Origin of the sequence: Rhizobium sp. BR 314 (assembly GCF_047445805.1) — a bacterium.
Classification (GTDB): domain Bacteria; phylum Pseudomonadota; class Alphaproteobacteria; order Rhizobiales; family Rhizobiaceae; genus Rhizobium; species Rhizobium lusitanum_B.
In genome coordinates this window covers 86,902-109,787 of sequence record NZ_JARWLA010000007.1, presented here as the reverse complement: position 1 = coordinate 109,787, position 22,886 = coordinate 86,902, and the positions used below count along the sequence as shown (strand labels likewise).

The 22,886-nt window shown below is 59.9% G+C and carries 22 protein-coding genes; 8 read left to right on the top strand and 14 right to left on the bottom strand.

The window, feature by feature from the left end; translation table 11 throughout:
* Window positions 1-33: 33 nt before the first annotated feature.
* The gene (locus QD461_RS12255; RefSeq protein ID WP_414088020.1) at window positions 34-1,038 is read right to left on the bottom strand and encodes a sugar ABC transporter substrate-binding protein; all 1,005 of its coding nucleotides are present in this window, start codon (window positions 1,036-1,038) and stop codon (window positions 34-36) included.
* Window positions 1,039-1,436: 398 nt separating this feature from the next.
* Here QD461_RS12255 and QD461_RS12250 point away from each other — a divergent pair, with 398 nt between their 5' ends.
* The 3 genes from QD461_RS12250 (at window position 1,437) to QD461_RS12240 (ending at window position 5,556) form a co-directional block, all read left to right on the top strand.
* Window positions 1,437-2,483 carry a substrate-binding domain-containing protein gene (locus QD461_RS12250; RefSeq protein ID WP_184707849.1) on the top strand — a complete coding sequence of 349 codons (1,047 nt, stop codon included), beginning with the start codon at window positions 1,437-1,439 and terminating at the stop codon, window positions 2,481-2,483.
* Between the two features lie 69 nt (window positions 2,484-2,552).
* A complete protein-coding gene (locus tag QD461_RS12245; protein ID WP_414088019.1) occupies window positions 2,553-3,758 on the top strand; it encodes an acyl-CoA dehydrogenase family protein in 1,206 nt (401 codons plus the stop codon).
* A gap of 325 nt (window positions 3,759-4,083) precedes the next feature.
* Window positions 4,084-5,556 (top strand): nucleobase:cation symporter-2 family protein, encoded by a 1,473-nt coding sequence (locus QD461_RS12240; protein WP_414088018.1) that lies wholly within the window; start codon window positions 4,084-4,086, stop codon window positions 5,554-5,556.
* 116 nt (window positions 5,557-5,672) lie between these two features.
* Here the strand turns inward: QD461_RS12240 and QD461_RS12235 are convergent, their stop codons facing one another.
* The 8 genes from QD461_RS12235 to QD461_RS12200 form a co-directional block, all read right to left on the bottom strand.
* Window positions 5,673-6,890: an SfnB family sulfur acquisition oxidoreductase gene (locus tag QD461_RS12235; protein ID WP_414088017.1), complete on the bottom strand. Its 1,218-nt coding sequence runs from the start codon at window positions 6,888-6,890 to the stop codon at window positions 5,673-5,675.
* Window positions 6,891-7,064: 174 nt separating this feature from the next.
* Complete coding sequence (locus QD461_RS12230; RefSeq protein ID WP_414088016.1) at window positions 7,065-8,363, bottom strand: NAD(P)/FAD-dependent oxidoreductase; 1,299 nt, start codon at window positions 8,361-8,363, stop codon at window positions 7,065-7,067.
* A gap of 136 nt (window positions 8,364-8,499) precedes the next feature.
* The gene (locus tag QD461_RS12225; protein ID WP_414088015.1) at window positions 8,500-9,756 is read right to left on the bottom strand and encodes an ABC transporter substrate-binding protein; all 1,257 of its coding nucleotides are present in this window, start codon (window positions 9,754-9,756) and stop codon (window positions 8,500-8,502) included.
* Between the two features lie 53 nt (window positions 9,757-9,809).
* On the bottom strand, window positions 9,810-10,238 hold the full coding sequence (locus QD461_RS12220) for a hypothetical protein (RefSeq protein WP_414088014.1): 429 nt from the start codon (window positions 10,236-10,238) through the stop codon (window positions 9,810-9,812).
* Entirely contained in the window at window positions 10,235-11,290 is a 1,056-nt protein-coding gene (locus QD461_RS12215) for an aldo/keto reductase (RefSeq protein WP_184707870.1), read from the bottom strand. The genes QD461_RS12220 and QD461_RS12215 overlap by 4 nt, the downstream gene beginning before the upstream one ends.
* A 5-nt stretch (window positions 11,291-11,295) precedes the next feature.
* On the bottom strand, window positions 11,296-11,649 hold the full coding sequence (locus tag QD461_RS12210; protein WP_184707873.1) for a TIGR04076 family protein: 354 nt from the start codon (window positions 11,647-11,649) through the stop codon (window positions 11,296-11,298).
* A 1-nt stretch (window position 11,650) separates the two neighbouring features.
* Window positions 11,651-12,139, bottom strand: coding sequence for a DUF3830 family protein (locus QD461_RS12205; RefSeq protein WP_414088013.1), 489 nt, complete (start codon window positions 12,137-12,139; stop codon window positions 11,651-11,653).
* Window positions 12,136-12,870, bottom strand: coding sequence for a GntR family transcriptional regulator (locus QD461_RS12200; RefSeq protein WP_184707879.1), 735 nt, complete (start codon window positions 12,868-12,870; stop codon window positions 12,136-12,138). The genes QD461_RS12205 and QD461_RS12200 overlap by 4 nt, the downstream gene beginning before the upstream one ends.
* Before the next feature lie 121 nt (window positions 12,871-12,991).
* Here QD461_RS12200 and QD461_RS12195 point away from each other — a divergent pair, with 121 nt between their 5' ends.
* The 5 genes from QD461_RS12195 (at window position 12,992) to QD461_RS12175 (ending at window position 17,155) form a co-directional block, all read left to right on the top strand.
* Window positions 12,992-13,789, top strand: coding sequence for an ABC transporter ATP-binding protein (locus tag QD461_RS12195; RefSeq protein ID WP_414088012.1), 798 nt, complete (start codon window positions 12,992-12,994; stop codon window positions 13,787-13,789).
* On the top strand, window positions 13,786-14,535 hold the full coding sequence (locus QD461_RS12190) for an ABC transporter ATP-binding protein (protein WP_414088011.1): 750 nt from the start codon (window positions 13,786-13,788) through the stop codon (window positions 14,533-14,535). Before QD461_RS12195 ends, QD461_RS12190 begins: the two co-directional genes overlap by 4 nt.
* Window positions 14,532-15,440 carry a branched-chain amino acid ABC transporter permease gene (locus QD461_RS12185; RefSeq protein ID WP_414088010.1) on the top strand — a complete coding sequence of 303 codons (909 nt, stop codon included), beginning with the start codon at window positions 14,532-14,534 and terminating at the stop codon, window positions 15,438-15,440. Before QD461_RS12190 ends, QD461_RS12185 begins: the two co-directional genes overlap by 4 nt.
* Window positions 15,437-16,417 carry a branched-chain amino acid ABC transporter permease gene (locus QD461_RS12180; protein WP_414088009.1) on the top strand — a complete coding sequence of 327 codons (981 nt, stop codon included), beginning with the start codon at window positions 15,437-15,439 and terminating at the stop codon, window positions 16,415-16,417. Before QD461_RS12185 ends, QD461_RS12180 begins: the two co-directional genes overlap by 4 nt.
* A gap of 216 nt (window positions 16,418-16,633) precedes the next feature.
* Window positions 16,634-17,155, top strand: coding sequence for an AAA family ATPase (locus tag QD461_RS12175; RefSeq protein WP_414088008.1), 522 nt, complete (start codon window positions 16,634-16,636; stop codon window positions 17,153-17,155).
* A gap of 165 nt (window positions 17,156-17,320) precedes the next feature.
* On the opposite strand, the gene QD461_RS12170 is transcribed toward QD461_RS12175, so the two are convergent.
* The 5 genes from QD461_RS12170 to QD461_RS12150 form a co-directional block, all read right to left on the bottom strand.
* The gene (locus tag QD461_RS12170) at window positions 17,321-18,142 is read right to left on the bottom strand and encodes a carbohydrate ABC transporter permease (protein ID WP_414088007.1); all 822 of its coding nucleotides are present in this window, start codon (window positions 18,140-18,142) and stop codon (window positions 17,321-17,323) included.
* Window positions 18,143-19,009 carry a carbohydrate ABC transporter permease gene (locus QD461_RS12165; RefSeq protein WP_414088006.1) on the bottom strand — a complete coding sequence of 289 codons (867 nt, stop codon included), beginning with the start codon at window positions 19,007-19,009 and terminating at the stop codon, window positions 18,143-18,145. It abuts the gene before it with no gap.
* A gap of 51 nt (window positions 19,010-19,060) precedes the next feature.
* The gene (locus QD461_RS12160) at window positions 19,061-20,386 is read right to left on the bottom strand and encodes an ABC transporter substrate-binding protein (protein WP_414088005.1); all 1,326 of its coding nucleotides are present in this window, start codon (window positions 20,384-20,386) and stop codon (window positions 19,061-19,063) included.
* 47 nt (window positions 20,387-20,433) lie between these two features.
* Window positions 20,434-21,948, bottom strand: a complete 1,515-nt coding sequence (locus QD461_RS12155) for a putative N-acetylmannosamine-6-phosphate 2-epimerase (RefSeq protein ID WP_414088004.1) — start codon at window positions 21,946-21,948, stop codon at window positions 20,434-20,436.
* A 68-nt stretch (window positions 21,949-22,016) separates the two neighbouring features.
* A complete protein-coding gene (locus tag QD461_RS12150; RefSeq protein ID WP_246806440.1) occupies window positions 22,017-22,763 on the bottom strand; it encodes a GntR family transcriptional regulator in 747 nt (248 codons plus the stop codon).
* Window positions 22,764-22,886: the final 123 nt, after the last annotated feature.

The following is a 22,886-nucleotide window of genomic DNA, read 5'->3' as shown; positions in this document are numbered from 1 at the left end:
GATGCGACGGAAGCCGCATTGCCGGTCCACGCATCAGCCGATGCCAAGCTTCTTGACGATGTCGGCGACGTTGCTCTTGTTGGCGAGGAGTGCAGGCACGTAGGTTTCGCGCGGCAGTGTCTGACCTGCTAGCAGCTTTGCGACGTTGCGAATGGCCGTGCGGCCGATTTCCGCCGGTTGCTGGGCGGCATCTGCGCCGGCGGGCGAGTTCGGATCGGCCACCAGCTGCAGCACTTCCGGACTTCCGTCGACGCCATAGGTCCGGATTTCAGTGCGGCCGGCGGCGGTGAGCGCCTGCGTCGCGCCAAGCTGGGGAATATCCCAGGCCGACCAGATGGCCTTGATCGAACCCTTTTCCGGATACTTGTTGAGGATCGCCGTGATCTGCGTGAAGGCGTCCTGAACCGTATTCGGAATGACGTCCCGGAGCTCCGGTTGGATGATCTTCACCTTGGGGAAATACTTGACGACATTGACGAGCTGATCGTAGCGGATGGCGCATGGCGTCACGCCGTAGAAGCCGTTGAAGACGATGATATTGCCTTCGCCGCCGATATCGGAAACGAGCTGCAGTGCCAGATCCTTGCCGATGCCCCAATTGTCCGATGTGGTGTTGTTGATCGAATTCGTCGAGCCGACGTCAACGGTAAGAACGGGAATGCCGGCGTCGCGCGCCTTCTTCAGCCAAGGGTCGATAACACTCAGCGTGCCAAGAATCTGGACGATTGCATCCGGTTTTTGTGCGATCAGCGTCTGCAGTTGCGATACGAGCTTGCCATCGTTTCGGCCGGCGTCGACAGCGATCGGTGTGCCACCCAGCTTCTTCACCTCATCGATCTGGGCGTTGTAGGCCTGCAGATCGAAATAGTGGTCGGTACCGGTCGCGCTGATCGCGATGCGCTTGCCCTTCAGAGACAAGCTATCGTCCGCGGCCGAAGCCTTGCTCGAAATAATCCCTGCCGTTGCCAGGGCAGCGCCGGCAGCGGTCAGCTTCAAAATATCTCGGCGCCCGAAGCCTGTCGTGTTTTTCTCGGTCATGAAAGCATCCTCTCCAGCAATGCATATGAAACAATAGAATATAAAATAGATAGATTTTACGGCTTTAAGGGAGGAACGATTTTCCAAAACCGCCGGGCGGGAGGGAATATCCGTGAGCGGTAAACCGTGTGTGCAGATCGGCGTTTCCTGCAACCTGCTTAAAACGGGTGGAGTGGCCGCTTGCTTTCGAGCGCATCGGTTGGTGCGGCTGATCCGCCGCGTGCCTCTCAGGCAACGCCTTGCCGTCCGGTCTTCCCTCGGAGAACAAAGAATCTCCGAAGCTCACCAAAATCGGATGATTTAATCTACTAAAAACATAGGGATTATATTTAATAATTGTATGCGTCGCGGGATTGTCCGTCAGACGACGCTCCAGATCGATCGCGAGGTTCGCTAAGATGAAATCCCTTTCAAGGCTTGCCCTGTCAGCCGCCGCCATTTCCCTTTTCATTTCGCAGGCTGCATTGGCAGGCGGCGTCAGCGGTGCGCCTGCTCCCTTTGACAAGGGCGGCGTAAAGGTTGCGCTGATCAGCTATATTTCCGCAGGCGATTTCTTCCAGGCCTATCAGGCCGGAGCCGAGGCGCAGGCGAAGGCGCTCGATATCGATCTGCGCGTCTTTCCCGGGCGCCAGAATGCGGCTGAGCAGCGCGAGCAGATCCTGCAGGCGATCAACCTTGGCGTCTCCGGCATTGTCATCGACCACGGTCTGCCGGAATCGCTAGGTGACGTCGTTCAGAAGGCGCTGGACAAGGGCATCAAAGTTGTTGCCTTCGACGTTAATCTCAACAATCCGAAAATCCCGCAGGTCGAACAGAGCGATCACGAGCTGGCCGAACTCGCGCTGAAGCAGGTCGTGAAGGACAATGGGGATAGCTTCAAGGCAGGCTATGTCTATGTCGCCGGCTTTGCGCCGCTCGATCGCCGCAACGAGGTCTGGGATAAGTTCAAGAAGCAGAATAGCGGTGTCGTCGAAAAGGCGCGCTTTGGCAATGTCAGCGATACGACAGCAACTTCGACTGCCGATCAGGCGAAGGCGGCGCTGACGGCGAATCCGGATATCGGCGTCATTTTCGCTCCCTACGACGAGTTTGCGCGCGGCGTGAAGCTCGCCGCCAACGATCTTGGCATCGCAAACAAGCTGAAAATCTATTCGGCCGACGTCTCGACGGCGGATATCCAGGAAATCACCGAGCCCGGCAGCCCCTGGGTCGCGACTGTTGCGACCAATCCCGCCGTCGTGGGAGCCGTTTCCATTCGCGCGACGGCTCTGCAGATCGCGGGGCAGGACGTGCCGCACCAGATTACCGTCAAGCCGACGCTCCTGACCCAGGAGGGGCTGCGTACGGCCGGCGTCAAGACGATCGAGGAGCTCGCGCAGAAGGTGCCAGCCTTCAATGCGAGCGATGCAGTGACGGCGAGCTGGATACCACAGAAGCTCTTCTAATCAGTTGATACCGATTTGCCGGCGGACTGCGCGTCCGCCGCTTTATGCCAAAGAACCGGAGTTTACGTCATGAGCCAGTCCAACGTCGTCTTTGCCGGCAGCCGGAATGTCACGCGCGAGATCCTTTTCGCCAGGGCTGAGGAAATTGCCGCCGATCTTTCCACGCGTGCCGCGGAGCTTGACCGTGAGGGCCGCCCACCCCTTGCTGAGATCGTCAAGCTGAAGAATGCAGGCCTGTTGAATGCGCTGCATGCGCAGCAAATCGGCGGAGGTGGTATCGACTGGGTGGACGCCTTGCGGCTCGTGCGTATCCTTGCGCGGGGAGAAAGCTCCATTGGCCAGCTTCTCGGCTATCACTACGTCAATAGCCAATATATTCATTGGGCCTTCGATGAGGCGCGCGCACAGGAGCTTGCCGGCAAGACAGTTGCCAGCAGTCTCTATTGGGGCGCAGCCGTCAATCCGCGCGATCCGGGGCTCGTGCTGACGCGCCGCGCCAACGGCTATGTTCTGAATGGCCGCAAATCCTTCTCGACCGCAGCGCGCGTCTCCGACTACATCAATGCCAATGCCACGCTCGATGACAGGATCGTCGGCTTCGCCGTCCCGACCGATCGCGCGGGCTACAAGGCCAACGACGACTGGGATAATTTTGGCCAGCGCCTGTCCGACAGCGGCAGTGTCGAATTCCATGACTTCCCCGTCTACGAAGAGGATCTGGACAAGGCGGCATCGACCGGCGTCGAGGCACCTGTGCTGGCGACCTTCAACACGCCGCTCATCCAGTTGGTCTTCGTGAATTTTTATCTGGGTACGGCAGAGGGCGCGTTGCGCGAGGCTGTCGATTATGTGCGGACGACGACAAGGCCGTGGATCACGTCCGGTGCCGAGCGTGCCGCCGACGATCCGTATATTCTCGAACGTGTCGGCGAGTTCACCGCTGCCTTGAAGGCTTCTGCTGCCTTGGCCGACAGTGCTGCCACGACCGTACAAGCCGCTCTTGCCAAGGGGCAAAGGGTGACGGCGCGGGAGCGCGGCGAAGTCGCCGCCGAAGCCTATGCCGCCAAGGTCAGCGCCACCCACGTTTCCCTTGACATCACATCACGCATATTCGAGCTGACCGGTGCACGGTCGACAGCGGAGAAGTATCGTTTCGATCGCTTCTGGCGCAATGTCCGGACGCATACCTTGCACGATCCCGTATTCTACAAGGCCAAGGAAGTCGGAGAGTTCGTTCTCAATGACAAGATTCCCGAGGTGAGCCTCTACAGCTAGGCCTATTTTCGCCGAAGGAGCACTCAGGCGAGAGACAGACCACTGGCTGCCGAAAACCTCCATTCAATCCGAAAGGATCGAATGGAGGTTTTTGGCTTGAAGCTGATTTCTCAAGACGGAGCTTGCATCCATTTGAAGCGAGTGCTTCAGCAAGCCGTTTGCACTGTTGACGCGTAGCTCAATCCCGATCCTATATTCATAGGCGAAACGGTGTCTTCCATAAGGTGTTTCGCATTTTTCTATAAAGTCATCCGAGGTCGGACACCGTAACCTGTATTTCTCATTTGGAGGAAATGAGAAACGCAAAGGTATGGAGGAGTTTACCTTGGCAGTACCCGCAGAGGAAAATGCCGCGTCTTTATCCCCTGAGGATGAAAAGCTCGGTCTTGGCGCAAATCTGGCCTACGGCCTTCAGCATGTTCTCACAATGTATGGCGGTATTGTCGCCGTTCCCCTGATCATCGGCCAGGCATCCGGTCTCGCACCCGCCGATATCGGTCTGCTTGTGACGGCATCGCTGTTTGCCGGCGGCCTCGCAACCATCCTGCAGACGATCGGTCTGCCCTTCTTCGGCAGCCGACTTCCCCTCGTGCAGGGCGTGTCCTTTTCCGGCGTCGCGACCATGATCGCCATTACCGGACACGGCGGCATCCAAGTCGTGCTCGGCGCCGTTATCGCGGCTTCGATCATCGGGCTTGCCATCACGCCGGTGTTTTCGCGCATCACGCGCTTCTTTCCACCCCTCGTTACAGGCATCGTCATCACGACCATCGGGTTGACGCTGATGCCGGTTGCTGCGGGTTGGGCCATGGGCGGCAATAGAAGCGCACCGGAGTTCGGCAGTCAGGCCAATATTCTGCTTGCGGCCGTGACGCTTGTCATCGTCTTGCTACTCAGCAAACTGGGAAGTGCCGCGATATCAAGACTGTCAATCTTGCTTGCCATCGTCATCGGAACAGGCATCGCCTATGCGCTTGGCATGACGGATTTCTCGCGCGTGGCGAATGGTCCTTTCGTGGCTCTGCCTCAGATCTTTCACTTCGGCTATCCGATCTTTGACGCGGCTTCGATCATCTCGATGTTCATCGTCATCATGGTGATCCTCGTTGAGACGTCGGCCGATATTCTGGCTGTTGGCGAGATCGTCGGGACGAAAGTCGATGCGCGTCGGCTTGGGGACGGTCTGCGTGCCGACATGCTGTCCAGCATCATTGCCCCCGTTTTCGGATCCTTCACCCAGAGCGCCTTCGCGCAGAATGTGGGCCTTGTCGCCGTGACCGGCATCAAGAGTCGCTATGTCGTCGCAACGGGCGGGCTCTTTCTCGTCGCCTTGGGATTGTTGCCGGTCGTCGGCCGTATCGTGGCTGCGGTTCCGAGCTCGGTGCTTGGCGGTGCCGGCCTTGTCCTGTTCGGCACGGTTGCCGCAAGCGGGATCAGGACGCTCGCCAAGGTCGACTACGAGAACAACATGAACCTCATCATCGTGGCGACCTCCATAGGCTTCGGTATGATCCCGATCGCGTCGCCGACCTTCTATGAGCATTTCCCGTCATGGGTCATTACCATCTTCCATTCCGGCATCAGTTCGGCGGCATTGATGGCAATCATGCTCAATCTTCTGTTCAATCACCTGAAGATCGGGAATTCCGATCAGCAGTCGGTATTCGTCGCAGGCACCGAGCGTTCGATCCGATATCAGGACATCGCCGTTCTCCACGATGGCGACTATTTCCTCAACGGCAGGCTCTATGACGCCAATGGCGCGGAGGTCCCGCTCGTCATTGCAGAGGCTCATTAGTCTCGGCTATTCATAAAAGCGGCTTGAGAGCGCCTCCACGCTTTCAAGCCGCTTCTTCATGGGTGCCTGGTGGCCATTTGCGCCATCGACGGACAGGGCCGTGGTTCAGCTCATCGTCAAAGGGCGCCGTTCTTCGGCGGAATGACGTCGTTGAGATGGTAGTTGCCGACGACATGGTATTTCCAGCGAACGGGATCGTGGAGCGTATGCGTGCGCGCATTGCGCCAGTACCGATCGAGATTGAGATCGAGCTTGACGGATGCCGTGCCGGCGAGCTCGAACAGCGTGTTGGTCGCCTCAATGGCGATTTCCGTAGTCAGCACCTTGGCTGCGGCAACCGCCAAGGTCGCCTCGATCACTCTCTTCTCGGTGGTCTCTACCTGGGCCGCATCGACCTTGCGCCCGGCACGCTCGATCGTCGCGGTGGCCGCCTCCAGCCGGATAGCAATTTGTCCGACCTTGGCGATGGTCAGCGGGTCGTCGCTAGCGTGCTCGACACCGCTGTCCATCCAAGGGCGAGCCTTGGTTTTCACAAAATTGAGCGTTTCGACAAAGGCGCCACGGGCGATGCCGAGATCGACGCCTGCATGGATGATCTGACCGACCGAACCGATCGTCGTTGGACGCTCGAAACCCCTGTGATGCAGAACGACGTGATCGGCATTCACATAGACATTGTTGAGCACCGTGGTGCCGCTTCCGGTCGTACGCTGTCCGAAACCATCCCAGTCGTCGATGATTTCGACACCCTCCGTCCCCTTCGGAACGAAGGCCATGACGAGTTTTTCGCTCTCATCAAGCGCGAAGATCGTGATCCAGTCCGCAAAGAGCACACCGGTTGAATAGAACTTTCGTCCATTGATGCGATAGCCAGGGCCGTCCCGGGCGATACGGGTATTGTAATGGCCGACGGTTTTCGTTCCGCGTTCCGACAGAGCGTTGCCGAAGCGGTCGCCGGCAAGAGCCCGTTCAAAAAAGTAGCGTTTCTGGTCTTCGGAGCCGTCTACGCGCAGTGCTTCCAGAATGTAGAAGTGGTTTTGTGGGATCTGCCCGATCGAACCGTCGGCCTGTGCCAGGATCGCGGTGATTTCGGCGAGTGTGGAATTCGAGACGTCAAGCCCCCCGTATTCTTCCGGAACCGTGATCGCCAAGAGCCCCGATTGCGCCAGTGTATCCATTTCAGCAAAGGGCAGCTGTCTTTCGCTGTCGCGCTCGGATGCGGTGGAGGCGAAATGCTCCGCAAGCTCGCGAGCGACGGCGAGCGCCTGCTGCTCGGTCTCAAGCACGGTGGCCTGGGGGTGCTTGGAGTTGAGTTGGTGCAATTGCGCGTTCATGGGGGACTCCGATTTCATTCGGCGTCACGATGCCGCATTCAAAGCGGTGCTTCGAGGAAAGGCTTTTCGTTTTTTCCTGTCGGTCCGCGCCTTCATTTCTTTATCGGTAGAAATTCTAGACAATAACTATCCGGAGAAGGTGCGATGCGATTGCCCCCAAGTCTTGCACGCATTTCAACGCTGTCCGGCACGCCAGTCTGCAAAACGGGCGTGCGCGAGTGCAATGGACGCAACGAGGGGCGTTAAACTATGAAAGGGCAGCGGGCGACTGGATTGTAGTGGGATCGGCAACGAGGCGGCCTGTTCTCCAAGGGCCAGCCTGGCAAGAACATGACCCAGCTGAGCCGTCATGGCGATGCCGCGGCCGTTGCAGCCTATGCCGCCGAAGAAATCGTCGCCGAACCGATAGAGCCGAGGCAGGAAATCCGGCGTCATGATGGCAACGCCGGTCCAGACGATTTCGACACCGGGATGGCGGGGCAGGCGCAGCTCGGATGCAAGACGGTCGACGACAGCGCGGCCGATACGTTCGAAAGCGCCGATGGGATTGATGGCCATGCCGCCGCTGATCAGCCTGTTGTCGCGATCTAGCCGGTAGGTGAAAAGATTGGAGCGCGTGTCGCCAAGGGGACGTCGGTGCGGCGCAATACGGGCAACCGTCTCCGCCTCGATTGGCTTGGTCGCTACCTGATAGACCCTGAGCGGCACACCGGTGCGTCCCATGCGGGTCGCAACACCACCCGTAAAGGCGTTCGTCGCCAGAAGCACGCTGTCTGCCTCAATCTCCCGGCCCGCAAGGGCGATCCGCCAGATACTGCCATGTCGCTCGACCCGATCTACCGAGCTGTTTTCGCTGATGTTGCCACCATGTCGCGTTACGGCATGCGCAAGACCAAAGAGATAGTTCAGCGGGTGGATGGTCCCGCCAGAATGATCGATCAACCCGCCGGAATAGATATCCATTCCCGTTTCGTCCTGGATCTCCGGCGCTTCGAGGAACTCGACCGGACGGCCAAGTTCCGCCCAATCGCGGGCGCGTTGGCGCAGAACGTCGGCCATAGCCTCGCCATAGGCAGGCTGCAACCAGCCGGTCTGGGCCGCATCGCAGGCAATCCCTTCTTCGGCGATGGTCGCATAGACCCGATCGGCTCCCGCGCCGACGAGAGAGAGAAGGGCGTCGGCTTTGTCGCGAGGCAGCTTTTGGCGAACCGTCGCCGGATCCGCCTTGGCGAAATTCGGAACGACGAAGCCGGCATTCATGCCGCTCGCGCCGGCACCCAATCGTCCTGCGTCCAGAACGCAGACAGAGCGGCCGGCGCGCGCGAGATGAAGCGCCGCCGTCAGGCCCGTAAAACCGCCGCCGATCACGACCACGTCGCAACGTGAAGGCAACTCGCGGGCAAGTTCCGGCGGCGGATTGGCCGTCAGCGTCCAGAGCGTGGGATTGGTGGGGCGGGCAATGCTGCTGGGCATTAGCGGATGATCTTCCAAAACCTATGCCAGATCGCTGTCTCGATATGCCGGCCGCTGAAAGGAATCGTTGGTCTATGTTTCCTGGACGAGGCGCCGTTTCGCGGGCCTCGTCATATTTTCAATGGCTTGCGCCAGACTATTTGATCTTTTCCTTGAGAGCCGAGACGTCTTCTATCTTCAGCTCACCATCGGTGGTAACCTTGCCATCGGTGATCTTCCAAAGACGGAACGGGCCGGTGATGTCACCGTACTGATCGAAGGAGACAGGTCCGATGACGCCCTCGTAGCGGATCGGCTTGCCTTCCTTGATCAGGCCGAGAGCCTTGGCGAACTCTTCCTTGCCGGCATAGATCGGCATGCCCTTCGGGTCGACCACCTTGTAGATATCATCCTTCAGCTTCGAGGTGTCGTCGCCGGCGATCGCAAGCGCGAGACCGACGATCGCGCCCGCGTCGTAGGCGCGGTCGGCCGCCGGGTTGGTCGGTTCGATGCCGGAGAAGGTCTTGTAGTTCTTGTTGAAGTAGTCGGTTGAAGGCGTCGGCGTTGTACCCGACGACGTTCCATAGGCATCCTTGAGGTAATCGGCTCCGACCGAGTCGATGAAGTCAGGGCTGTTCATGCCGTCATTGAGCAGGAATTTCTGCGGACCGCCCTGTGAGATCCATGTTCGGGCGATGGTGGCGCCGTCGACCGGCGTGCTGACGAGATAGAGACCATCCGGGCTGCCTGCCATGCCTGCCGTGACTTCCGACGCATAGCTCGACTGTTTCTCATTGTAGGGCGTAGTCGAAATGATCGTGCCGCCGAGCGCCTTGTAGGCCTTCGAGAACTCGGCAACCATGTTGACGCCGAAGTCGCTGTTGACGTGAATGATCGCCAGCTTCTTGAAGCCCTTGTCGATCGCGTATTTGGCGGCAGCGATGCCCTGCAGCGAGTCCGAGGTGATCGTGCGGAAGAAGATGCCGTTGGTCTTGCCGTCGCGGCCAAGCGCCGTCAGCGTCGGCGAAGAGGCGGCCGGGGAGACCTGGACGACCTTAGCGGGCGCGGTGACCGACGTCAGGATCGGGATTGTTACAGAGGAAATGATGCCGCCGATAACAGCGGGAACCTTCTTCACCTGTACAAGTTGCGTGGCGGCGTCGACTGCGACATTGCCCTGGCTCTGGCTGTCGCGGGTGTCCGTCACCAGATCGCAGCCATGCACGCCACCGGCGGCATTGATGTCACGAAAGGCCATCTCGACGGACTTCGCGCCGGCCTGGCCATATTCGCCGGCCGGACCGGTCAGTTCCATCACGAGACCCACCGTCACCTTGCAGTCCGCGGCATTGGCGACACCGGCTGCGGCTAGAAAGGCCAGAGCCGTCGTGATTTGAAATATCGTCTTCTTCATCTTTGTTCCCCTTGCTCGGTCAACGATTTTCATTTCTGATTTTTAGGAACCTGTCAGTTGTCCGGCATCTGCAGCCAGGTTTCCTGCAGATKCTGCCATTCGACGCCGTTGGGCGCCGATGAACTTGCGGTGAAAAGCGCGCTTGCCTGCCGCCGGCTGAATTTGCCGGCGCGCGACTGAGCCTCGATATAGGTCAGGACGATCGTATCTGCGGTTTCATAGCTTGCGCGGATATCCGAAATTTCGATGGTGAAATTGCCCTGAAAAGTCGCCCGGTTTGCGCGGATCAATTCGATGGTCTCCGCGCGGTCGAAGACGCGCCCGGTCGGCGGGATCATATGAAAAGCCTGACCGAATGTGCGCTCGCAGCGGCCGAAATCGACGCTGTCGGCCGTTGCGGCATCGTACCATCCCTCGAAGAAGCGATGGAAATCGAGGACCTCGGCGCTGGCCTTTTGAAGGAGAGAGGGTTGCTGGCTCATACTTTCCCCGCGTTGAGATTGTAGTGCATGATGGAGCCGTGTTTACCGGTGCGGTCGCGCTCCAGGGTATAGACGTCGCCCTCAAGGCCCGAGCCTTGGGCGATGATGCCGGAGATTTGCCGGCGGTCTTCGTCCAAGAGTGCGATATCCATGATCTTCGCGTTGGCAAGCGCATGCGCCTGATTGCGGGCGCCGACGATAACGGCGGCAACCTGCGGCTGCTCCAACACCCAGGCGCTGGCGATCGTGGCGATGTCGACGCCATGGCGATCACCGATAGCCTTTAATGTGCCGAGCAGTGATTGGAACAGCTCCCAGCCGCCGAAATCATCGATGATCAGCTTATACTTGACGAGCGAACGGTTCTCGAGCGGCATTTCCGGCTCCGGCTGTCCCAGCCATTTGTCGCTCAGGAAGCCACCTGCTACCGACCCGTAGCAGAGAAATTTGACGTCGTTTTCGGCCGCCAGCTTGGCGAGGCTATGTGATGGGCGCTGATCGAGAACGGAATATTGGAGCTGCTGGCTGACCAGCGGAATGCCGGCAGCAAGGATCCCGGCAATATGCGGCGTGTCGAAGTTTGTCGTCCCGACATTGCGCACCTTGCCTTCCCGGCGCATCTCGTTGAGCCAGGCAAGCGCATCGAGATGGCCTGGCAGCGAATAGTCCCACCAGTGAAACTGCACGAGGTCGAGCTGCTCGGTCTTCAGCTTGCGCAGCGACTTGTCGACGATCCCTCGAATATAATCGCGGCTGATCGTTGCGAGTTTTTCAAGATCGGGCACAAGCTTGGTGTGCACCTTCATGGCACCAGCAGCTTCCGCGCCGCGTTCGTTGCGCAAGCGCTCGCGCGCTTCGCCGATCAGTTCCTCGACGCCCGTATAGATGTCGGCGCAATCATAGGTGCGGATGCCGACGTCGTAAGCCGCGATCAGATCGGTGACCGCCTGGGCGCGGTCGATGGCGCCGTGCCCTCCGGCAAGCTGCCAGCCGCCGCGGATGACGCGGGAGATCTTGTATCCGGGGCTGAGCTCAAAAGTCTTGGCGGTCATGCTGTCTATTCTCCTTCAGGCAACGGCACTGCCGTCGTTTCGGCATGGCTGAACCGTCGCGTGCCCGTTCTGACGATCCGCAGCCGGCTCGCACAGTTGGGGTCGGGGCAGGCGATTTCCGCATCCGAGGTCATCCAGTCGTTCTTATGGGTTGGCCGCTGTTTGGCCGCGAGCAGTGGCAGCACGGCCGATATGGAATAGATCGAAAAGCCCTGGCCCGGCGGCAAGGACAGCATTTCGCCCTTGAGCTCGAAATAGTCGCCCGCCTTGGCGCCGCAATAGATCGGCTTGCCCTCGGGAATAACGGCTTCGACCCTGAGGTCGAACAGCTCGAAACTGTCATCGGCGACTGTGGCCATGTCAGATCTCCGCGCGCTCAAAGGTGACGTCGCAGGCACCGCTGCGACGGATGATGCCGCAGGCGGCAGCAAAATGTTCGCGTTCCTCAACGCGGACTTGCGCGATGACGCTGCCGGCAAGCCAGCCGATCGGGAAGAGCAAGCGCGCGCCCTGTCCATAGAAAAGGCCGATATCGAAAATGGCGTCGGGATTGCCGCCCCACATGCGCGGTGGCACATAGCTTAAGACGATATCGCCCGGCTGCGGCGTCAATGTCGCGTTTTCGGCTGGCAGGGCGACGGCATAGGCTGTGTCTTTCAAATGCGCGGGCGGGATCGGGCAGGAGATTTCCGGCCCGGTCCACATGGCATGAATGCCGCCGACCACGCGCGGTTCGCTGAGGTAGCTCCAGAGGAACGCGGCATTGTCAGGCGCCTTGGCTTCCAGCAGCGGCGCAAAGACGCTGAGACCGGAGCGTGGTTCGGAGATCTTGATGGCGCGTTGGCTCATGCGGATAGGCCCTTCTTGGAATCGGCTTCAAGTTTGTTGCGCAGGAACACGAAGGGGCGGCTGATATCGGCGATCAGCGCTTCGCGGGCCCCCGCTGCATCCTGTGCGGCCATCGCCTTGACGATGGTACGGTGATAATGGGCGGTGTCGACTTCGCCGGCGTCGGAGAAGGCGTATATGGCGACGCGGATACAAGGACCGGACTGCAGCCACAGGCTCTCGATCATCGGGATCAACACCGCCGAACCGCAAGCGCGATAGATCTCGAAATGAAAGGCCTGGTTGAGCGTCACTTCACGGTCGACGTCCTTCTTGTGCTTGAGGGCGCGCATCTCGTCCCATTCGCCGAGCATGCCCTCGATGGTGGCGATCTGGCGCGAATTCATGCGGGTTGCCGCAAGCGCAATGGCCTCGCCTTCAATGAGGATGCGAGCACGCAGAAGGTCATCCATGCGCTCGAGCGTGATCGGCGGCACGCGAACGGATCGGTTGGGCAGTGCCTCCAGCGCCTTTTCGGTAATCAACCGACCGAGCGCTTCGCGCACAGGCATGGTGCTGGTCATCAGCGCATCGGCAAGGCCACGGATCGTCAGCACCTGGCTGGGCTCGAAAAGGCCGCCGATCAGCGCGCGGCGCAGCTCGGAGTAGACGCGGTCCTGGACGGTCTCGCGGCCTACGGGCGCAAGCTGTGCGGCAATCGGATCGCTCTTGTCGGCGGTGGCCTTTTGCATTCGAAATCCCTTTTTTCGGCTTGCAGAGTGGATTAAAGCTGATTAGCGTGATCAATGCAAGTGTGATCACAAATCAAATAATCAGGGGCGGCAGCGACCGTCTTCCGGCCAGAGGGATCTCATGAGTACGACAACTGAACGGAATGGGGAGGAAGCCCGGCCCGTTCTGAGCGCAAAGAACGTGGTGCGCCGTTTCGGCGGCCTCACCGCCGTCGGCGATGTTTCGTTCGATGTGCGGCAAGGCGAGATCCTGGGCTTGATCGGCCCGAATGGAGCCGGCAAGACGACGATGTTCGATCTGCTGGCCGGCAGCGTTGCTCCCACCAGCGGCGAGATCACGTTGAATGGCGCGCCCGTTGCGGGCGAGGCGGGGCACCGCCGGATCGGACGCGGCCTCGGGAGGACATTTCAGATCCCGCGGCCTTTCCCCAATCTGACAATTCTCGACAATGTCATGCTGGCTGCCCAAGATCAGGCGGGCGAGCGCTTGCTGTCGAATTTCCTTCGCCCGTGGAAGGTCGCGGAGCAGGAGAGGGGAGCTCTTGCAAAGGCGATGGAACTGCTGGAGCTCGTTCACCTGACACGTCTGGCGCATGAACCTGCGCGCGTTCTGTCCGGCGGACAGCGCAAGCTTTTGGAGCTTGCCCGCGTCATGATGGCCGATCCCGCCCTTATTCTGCTCGATGAACCCGCTGCCGGCGTCAATGCCACGCTTCTGGAGACCATTATCGACCGCATCCGCGATATCAACCAGCGCGGCGTTACCTTTCTGCTGATCGAGCACAATATCGATATGGTGACACGGCTCTGTCATCGCGTGCTCGTTATGGCAAGCGGCCAGCTTCTCTGCGAGGGTACGCCAGAGGAGGTCGCCCGCGATCCACGCGTTATTGAGGCTTATCTTGGAGGCGCGGCATGAGCGAGCCCGTCCTTGTCGTTCGCGATCTCGTGGCAGGCTATGAACCCGGCGTGCCGATTGTGCGCGGAGCCTCGATCACCGTTGCGGAAAAGGAAATCGTCGTCGTTCTCGGCCCTAATGGTGCCGGCAAATCGAGCTTCATCAAGGCGATTGCCGGTCTCGTTCCGGTCGAAAGCGGCAGGGTGGAACTGGCAGGCAGAGATATCACCCGCGCGCCGGCGCACACTATGGTGCGGCTTGGCCTTGCGTTCGTGCCGCAGACGGAGAATGTCTTTCCGCTAATGTCGGTCGAAGACAATCTGAAGGTCGCCGGCGGCATTCTGAAGCCGAAGGAAGTGCCCGGTCGCATTGAGGAAATGTATGCGACCTTTCCGGATCTCGCGCGCCATCGCCGGATTGCTGCCGGCAATCTTTCCGGCGGACAGCGCCAGATGCTGGCCGTCGCACGTGCCCTCATCGTTCACCCCAAGCTTCTTGTTCTCGATGAACCATCGGCCGGCCTGTCACCGAAATTCGTCTCGATGGTCTTCGACATGTTGACCGAGATCCGCAAATCGGGCGTCACCATTCTGCTTGTCGAGCAAAATGCCAAGGCGGCGCTTGCCATCGGCGACCGTGCCTATGTGCTTGTCGAGGGCAAGGACAGGCATGAAGGGGTCGCCTCGGAGCTCTGGAACGACCCGGTCGTCGCTGAGCTCTATCTCGGCCAGCGCCCGGCTGCTTCCAAAACCGGAGGTGCGGCATGAACCTGCAGTTTATCGTCGACGGATTGCTCACGGGGTCCATGATCGGCCTTGGCGCTATCGGCGTGACGCTGACCTATTCGATCCTGCGCTTTTCGAACTTCGCCCATGGCGACTTGATGGCTTGGGGCACCTACGCGACCCTTGCCGTCGTCAGCGCCATCGGTGCAATCTTTGGCAAGGTCGCCCCGATCGGTCCGCTCTCTTTTGGCTGGCCGCTGATTGTCGCGGTCATCGCCGCCATGGGCTTCACCGGCGTTCTTGCCCTTGCGCTCGACAAAGTGCTCTTTGCCCGGCTGCGAGCCAAGGGCCAATCGATCATCGTCGTCATGGCGAGCTTCGGCGCCTCTATGGCGCTACGCAGCCTGCTCGAGTTCCTCTTCACCTCGCGCCCGACCTATTTCAGCCGCGCTATCCAGATTGCTATGCCCGTCGGCTTTGGCATTCGCATCACGCCCGATCAGATCGCGCTTTTGATCGTCACCGCGCTGCTGGTCTTCGGTGTGCATATGCTGATGACGAGGACGCAGACGGGCCGTTCCATGCAGGCGCTCAGCCAGAATCCCGCGCTTGCCCGCGTCGTCGGTATCGATGTCGCCAAGGTCGTGCGTGTCACCTGGCTGATCGGCGGCGGGCTCGCCTGCGTTGCCGGCGTCATGATCGGCATTCTCGTACAGATCCGTCCGCTGATGGGTTTCGACATGCTGCTGCCGATGTTTGCCGCCGCCATTCTTGGCGGCATCGGCAGCGTGCCGGGCGCGGTCCTCGGTGGCCTGATCATCGGCCTCGCCGAAGCGGCCGCGGTTCAGCTTGTCGGCGCGGAATGGCGCGCAGCCATCTCCTTCATCATCCTGATGGCGGTGTTGTTCGTCCGGCCGATCGGTCTTTTCGGAGTGAGGGAGCGATGATGGATATTATTGGCTATGGCGCTTTCTTCCTGACCACGGCGCTGATCTTTTCGTTCATCACGCTTGGCCTGAACCTACAATGGGGACTGACGGGCCTTTTCAATGTCGGCCTTGCCGGCTTTGTCGCCATTGGCGCCTATACCTCGGCGCTGCTGACAACGCCGGATACCGCCGGGCGTCTCGGCGGCTTCGATCTGCCGATCCTTGTGGGTTGGCTGGGCGCAATGGTCGTGGCGGGGCTTGCTGCGGCTATCATTGGCGTGGCGACACTTCGGTTGAAATCGGATTATCTGGCGATCACGACCTTCGGTGTCGCGGTCGTCGTCCAGCTCGTAGCGTTGAACGCGCAAAAACTGACCGGCGGCCCCTTCGGTATCGGCTTCATTCCTCGTCCCTTCGCAAGCCTTGCCGAGACGCCGCTACTCTTCAACTTCGCCAACCTCGGTGTTGTTGTCGCTGTGCTGCTAATCGCATATTTTGCGCTCGAGCATTTGGCGCGCAGCCCCTGGGGACGCGTTCTGAAAGCTTTGCGTGAAGATGAGCGCGCTGCCGTTTCGCTCGGCAAGAGCGCGCGCTTCTATCGCGTTCAGGCTTTCGCCGTCGGCGGTGCGATCATGGGGCTGGCCGGTGCCATACAGGCGCATTTCATCGGCTTTATCGCGCCGGACAACTATCTTCCGATCCTGACCTTTCAGGTCTGGGTCATGCTCATCGTCGGTGGCTCCGGCAGCAACAAGGGAGCCATCATCGGTAGCGTCGTGGTCTGGGCAATCTGGGCAGGCTCCGGCGCGCTGACGAGCGCACTCTTCTCCCCTGAACAACAGGCTCGCGCAGCCTCGCTGCAGATCGTCGCAATCGGCGTCATGCTCTGCATAATTCTGCTGGTGCGCCCGGGTGGAATTCTTGGCGACATGCCTCGTCGGCGTCCAGCTGCGCGTCGATCCTCCTCCGCAGCGGATGAAGCCAGCTCTTCCTGATGTCCAAGGAGGACAATCCCGAAGGGATAAAGGATCAGTCTTTGACAGCGACGAAAGGCATGATATTGAAAAGCATGGACGACGTTCGCCGTACCAGCTTGCAGATTATTCTCGCCATTCACTGAATGGTGGGTCGGATATCTGTTGTCCAAGCAAAGAAACCCGCCTTGAGGCGGGTTTTCTTTTTCCGTCTCGTGGGCTCTCCCGGAGTTGGAAATGTCAGATCAGGAATTCAACAGCACTCTTCAGGCTTCTCATCGCGCGACGCTGCATATGCTTTGCGGAAAGATCGCTGCCGGAAAATCCACGCTTACCGCCGAACTGGGTCGAATGCCCTCCACCGTTGTTATCAGCGAGGATTTTTGGCTAAGCCGCCTGTTCAGTCCCGAAATGAAGGATGTTGCGGACTACATCCGTTGCTCACGGCGACTGCGCGAGGCCATCGGCCCCCACGTGCGGGATCTGCTCCGTGCCGGGGTGTCTGTCGTATTGGATTTTCCGGCGAACACGCTCGCAATGCGGGCCTGGATGAGGACGCTCTTCGAGGCAGCCGGTGCCGATCATCGCCTGCATTTCCTCGATGTACCCGACGAAGTGTGCAAGGCGCGCCTTCGTGCCCGCAATGCAGCCGGAACGCACGACTTCGCAGCCTCGGATGCCGAATTCGAGCAGATCTCCAGCTATTTCGTCCCGCCGTCGGAGGCGGAGGGATTCAACGTCGTCCTGAGAGCTGCCTGACGCTCGGCATCCTATCGAACCGGACGGTGCCGGGGCATGCTGCGTCCTCGGCGCCCAACCGGCGTCGATATGGCCATCTCTCGGCACGGCTGCAGAGTTGGGCCATGTCGAAAGCAGTCACACAGTTTTCGCGAACTGTTTCAGCCTGGCTTTCAAAAACCTAACCTAGCCCTTGACCGCGCCAGCCGTCATCGAGCCCGAAAGCTGCCGGTACATCACCAGGCCGAGGAGCGCCGGGGGCAGGGCGCCTATGATCATGACCGCCGACGCCATACCCCATTGCACACCGCCGCCGCTGGCGGCGAAGAAGAACGAGGCTCCGACCGTCATGGGAACGGCTTGATTGGTCGTCAGCATCAACCCGAACAGAAATTCGTTCCAGGCTGTGATGAAGCCGAAGATGAAGGTGGTGACGAGCGCTGGCCGCACGACCGGCCGGATGACCTGGATCATGATCTGGAAGATGCTGGCGCCATCGACCGTCGCTGCCTCGTCGAGTTCCGTCGGTATGTCGTTGATGGCATTGACCAGCATGACGAGAGCAAGCGGGATATTGACGATCGTCAAGATGAGCCCTAGCCCGATCCGCGTATCCAGCAGGCCGAGCCACTGGTACATCATGTAGAGCGGGATCGCGAACACGATGAGAGGCACGGCGCGAAGGTTGATGACGAGCGGGAGCAGAAGCTTTTGCCCCGTTTCACTGCGCGCGATCACATAGGCGGCCGGAAAAGACAGCAGGATCGCAAGCGCGGTGCCGATAAGGGCGACTGCGGCGCTGTTTGCAAGATAGAGGAAAATGTTGAAGCGCTCGGTATCCGTAAAGACTTTGACGTAGTTATCGAGTGTCGGCTGTTCGATCCATAGGCCGGCATTACTGGAGATTTCTCGCGCTGTTTTGAACGAGGTGATGAGCGTAACGATGATCGGGAAGTTCATGGCAAGGACGACGATACCATAGACGATCCAGCGGAGTGATTTCAGCATCTATCTCTTCCTCCGGGCGCCGAGCCAGTTCAAGGCATAGAGGACTAGAAGCGAGGTGATGAACAGCACTACGGAGGCCGCCACGGCCTTGCCGATGGCGCCCTCCTTGAAGAAGGCCTGGTAGATGTAAATCGAAAGCGATGTGGTGGAGCCGCCCGCGCCGCTTCCGGTCAAGGCATAGACATTATCGAAAACGCGGAATCCATCGATGAAGCGGATGAAGAAGGCAACGACGAGTGTCGGGATCATCAGCGGCAGGTCGATGCGCCATAGCCGCTGCAGGCCGGTTGCGCCGTCGAGCGCTGCTGCCTCATGCACGTCTGTGGGGATGGCGATATAGGAGACGTAAAAGAGCAGGAAGGCGAAAGGCGTCCATTGCAGCACCTCGATGACGAGCAGCGTGCGAAAGGCATTCGTATAATCGAGGAAGGCGGGGCTGTCGCCGAACCATTCGAACAGATAATAGGGCACAGGTCCGGCAAATTCGTGCAGCACGAGCCGGTACATCAGACCGACCATGGCAGGAGCGACCATCAACGGCAGCATCAACGGCGCCATTAGCACGGGCCGCGCTGATAGCAGCGGTTTCAGGAAAATCGCCAGAAAAAGGCCGAGCAGGCACTCACTGACGGCGGTAATGATGCCGAAGCGCAACGAGAACCATACCGACTGCCAGAATGCCGGCTCCATCAAGGCGATGACGTAGTTGCCAAAGCCGCTGATCTGCGGATTGCGCAAAGTTTCGAATGAAACCGTCGAAACGGAATAGACGAGATTGAGAAGAGCCGGAAAGCCGAGAAACAGCAGCAGAAACCCGACAAGCGGTGTCAGGTAGAGCCTGCCTTCGGTACGTTTTACGAGAGCCATGGTGTCAGCCGTAGCGACCGGATGCCCATTTAGAGCATCCGGTCTTTGCCCTTATTTCTTCAGGAGATCCTGCATGCCCGTCTTGGTATGGGCAAGGGCATCCTCGAGGCTCTGCTGGCCCGACCAGTAGCCGGTGAATTCTTTCGCCTGCAGTTCATAGACCGATAGCGCCTTGGCCGAGGTGGCGCCGGTCATGACATAGCCATACTTGCTGGCGAACTCGCCGAGCTTGACCAGATCCGGGCGCTCCTTGGCCACCTTGGCGACGACGTCGGGCGTCAGAGCGGGCGATCCGCCGGCACGGGCATAGGCCAGAGCCGCATCCTCGGAAGAAAGCCACGTCAGGAACTTGACCGCACCTTCCTTGTTCTTGGCGTTCTTGTTCAGGCCGAGGCCAAGACCGTGAATATGGTCGGTGCGGCCGTTCGGACCGGCCGGCGGCGCGACGACGCTGGTAACGTCGGCGACGGCAGGAGACTTCTTCGGATCGGTGAGCTCGGCCGCGGCTGCATTCCACTGCAATGCGGTCGCCGCCTGTCCGGAGCTGTAGGCCGCATTGGTTTCGGCATATTCGTAGCTCAGCGAATCCTTTGGCGAAGCACCGGCGTCGTAAAGCGTCTTATAGAGCTTCAGTGCCGTCTTATATGCATCCGAATCGATCGTGACCTTGCCGCTGGCATCCGTCCAGTCGCCGCCATAGGAGCGCGGCAGGGATTGGAAGACCATCATGTTGAACAGAAGGTTCTTCATCTGGAGAACGGTGCCGTAGCGGACCGGGCTCCGGCGGTTCACCTGCTTGCTGAAATAGAGCGAGGTGGCCGCCCAGTCGTCCCAGGTCCAACCGTCAGGCTGCTTGGGCGCAAGCTCCTTGCCGAGGAATTTCTTGGAAATCTCGGCATATTTGGCTTTGGCTTCCGGATCGGCCATGAGCGCGTCGATGAGGTCCTTGCGGTAGTACATGAAGTGCAGCGAAAGGTCCGTCGGCACGCCATATTGCTTGCCATCGAATTGCATCGTCTTCAGGACGGTGTCCCCGAATACTTTTGATGCCTCGGCATTGAGCTCGACAGGCTCCATGTAAGGCGCATAGCGGCCGATCGAATAGGTCGCGACCAGATTGACGTCGAAGGCGTTCGAGCCGGCTGCCATATCGGCCTGCAGCTTGTCGAAGAAGCCGTCGCGGTTGAAGAACAGCAGCTCGACCTTGTCGGCATCCGATGCGGTCTTGTTGTAGAGATCTGTCGTGGCGCGCAGCGCCGTTTCTTCTGAGCCGCCCGGCCAGCCGAGGACGACGACCTTGGCGTTTGCCAGGCCGGGAAGTGCTGTTGCCGACAGCGTCAGGGCGAGCAGCGCAGAGGATATATGCCTGAATTTCATTGTAGTTCCCTCTCATTATCGTTGTTGATTGACGTATGCAGGCTTGTTTAGCGATGGCGACCGGCGAGATCAGAGGCGCCAATGATGCCGGCTCGCGGGCCAAGGCTTGCGGCCACCAGATGCGGCGCGAGATGGTGAGGAAGCTCCGTCAACTGCGCGCGAACGGCTTCGAGATAGCCAGGCGCCAGACCTATGCCGCCGCCCATGACGATGCGTTTGGGAGCAAACATCATCTGGATGTCTCGGCAGAGGAGGGCGACGCGGGCGGCCGATTGCGCGATGATCGCCTGCGCCCACGTCTCGCCACGGCGCGCCTGTTCGAATATTTCGGGTGCCTCTATCGGATGTCCGGAGGCCGCAGCTTTTGCCGCCATCCAGCGGCCGGAAACGACATCCTCCAGCGGAGATTGACCGTCGGTCGGCGCACGAAGCAGGCCGAAGTGGCCGGCAAGGCCAAGCAATGGTCGCCCATTGATCACAACGCCGCCACCGAGCCCGGTGGAAATGGTCAGGAACACCGTGTCCTCGTTGTTGCCGGCACCGAACCTGTATTCGCCCCAGGCGGCTGCCTGGGCGTCGTTGACGGCAAAGGCTGGCTTACCAAACAGCTTGCTGGCCTGTGCGACCAGCGGATAGTCGTCGGGGATTGCTAGAGTGGCCGGGTTGAGCGCAGACCAGCATCCCTCACGAATGAGGCCGGTCGCAGCGATGCCCACCTGTTCGTACTGCCCCTTCCATGATGCTGCCTGCTCGGCCATCGCGGCCAACCAGGCATCAGGGCCAGCCTCTCGGCTGGTCAGGATTATTGCTTCGGCGAGGATCTGTGTGCCGCGCACGAGCGCCGCGAGCGTCTTGGTGCCACCGATATCGATCGCCAAGGTTGCTGCCTCTCGCTGTGAGAAGGCGGCCGAGACTGCGTCGTGGAACCACGACGTCACATGTTCGGTTCTGGTGATCGCCGATCCGACGACAACGGCGCAAGCGCCGGCACTGACCGCTTCTGCCGCCTGTTCAGGCGTGCGGATCCGGCCCTCGGCGATCACATGGGGCGTCAGTTGCCGCATGGCGGCGATCAACGCGATATCCGGATCCACGGGCTCCGGGCCGCCGACATAACCGGACATGGTCGTGCCGACAAAATCGACGCCAGCGGCAAGTGCGCGTCTTGCATCATCGAGACACGAGCAATCCGCCATGGAAAGCAGGCCGCGCGCCTTGATGGCCGCCAGAAGTGCCTCGATCGTTGCCGGACGAGGGCGATCGGTGGCGTCGAAGGCGATGATATCGGCTCCGGCATCGGCCAGTGCCTCGACATCCGCGACGAAGGGGGTGATGCGCACCGGACTGTCGTCAAGGTCGCGCTTGACGATGCCGATGATCGGTGCGTCAACGGCTGCCCTTACGGCTGCGACATAGGTTGAAGACTCGATCCGCAAGGCCCGCGCTCCAGCAGCGAGGGCTGATCGAGCGAAGCCGCTGACGAAAATGGCTTCATCCATGGCTCCATCAGGCACCGGCTGACATGAGACGATTAGGCTTAGATTGAGATCTTCCTTACGCATTCGGCACCCCTTTTCGGAGTGTCACGATAGACGAAGGTTACTGGAAAGCAACCGGTTTTAAACTGGTATTATCTCTGAAGCTCAAAGACGAAATCGTAGACCTCGCCTTTGTAGCGCGTTTCGCAATATTCGACGATCTCGCCGTCGGCCAGAAAGCAGCGTCGTTCCGTCGTCAGGATCGGTGCGCCCGGCTCGCAACGTAGATGCTGCGCGTCTTCGGGCGATGCGGCGCGTGCTCGCATTCTCTGTACTGCTCGCCGAGGCAGAAAGCCGCGCTGGGCGAGCGCCTCATATAAGGAATCGCCGACGGAGGAGGGCGAGGGGAGAAAGCGTACGGGCACGGCCGCGTGTTCGACGGCGATCGGGGCGCCATCCGCCGTTCGCACTCTGCGCATGCGTAGGACCTGTGCGTTTGCAGAGATTCCCAGCGCCATCATCTCGGTTGGCGATGGGCGGCTCAATTGCTTGGAAAGCCATATACAGCCGGGCTCCATTCCACGCGCCCGCAGGTCTTCGGAAAAGCTCGTCAGTGTCGACAGCGATTTCTCGACGCGGTTACCGATTTCGCTGCGTGCACCCTGTCGCCGGCTCAACATGCCTTCCTCTTCCAGCATCGCCAGCGCCTTGCGAACGGTCACTCGCGAGAGCGAAAGCGCTTCGGCGAGCGATCGTTCACCGGGCAGAGCCGAACCCGGTTTGAAGGCATGACTGCGGACGGCGCTTTCGATCGCTGTCTTGAGCCGCTTGTAAAGGGGGATCTCAAGCTCGGCAGCGGCGAATTCGCTCCTGATCAGCTCAATAATATCGGTTGCCAAGCTGCACCTTCTTTCCATGATGCGAGCAGGGAGAAAATTTCACCCCGTTCGCTACTGGTATTATTCTGGCGAGCTTTTCTAGATCTGTCGAGAGGAGGAGTGAACGCCGCAGCGGGAAAGATC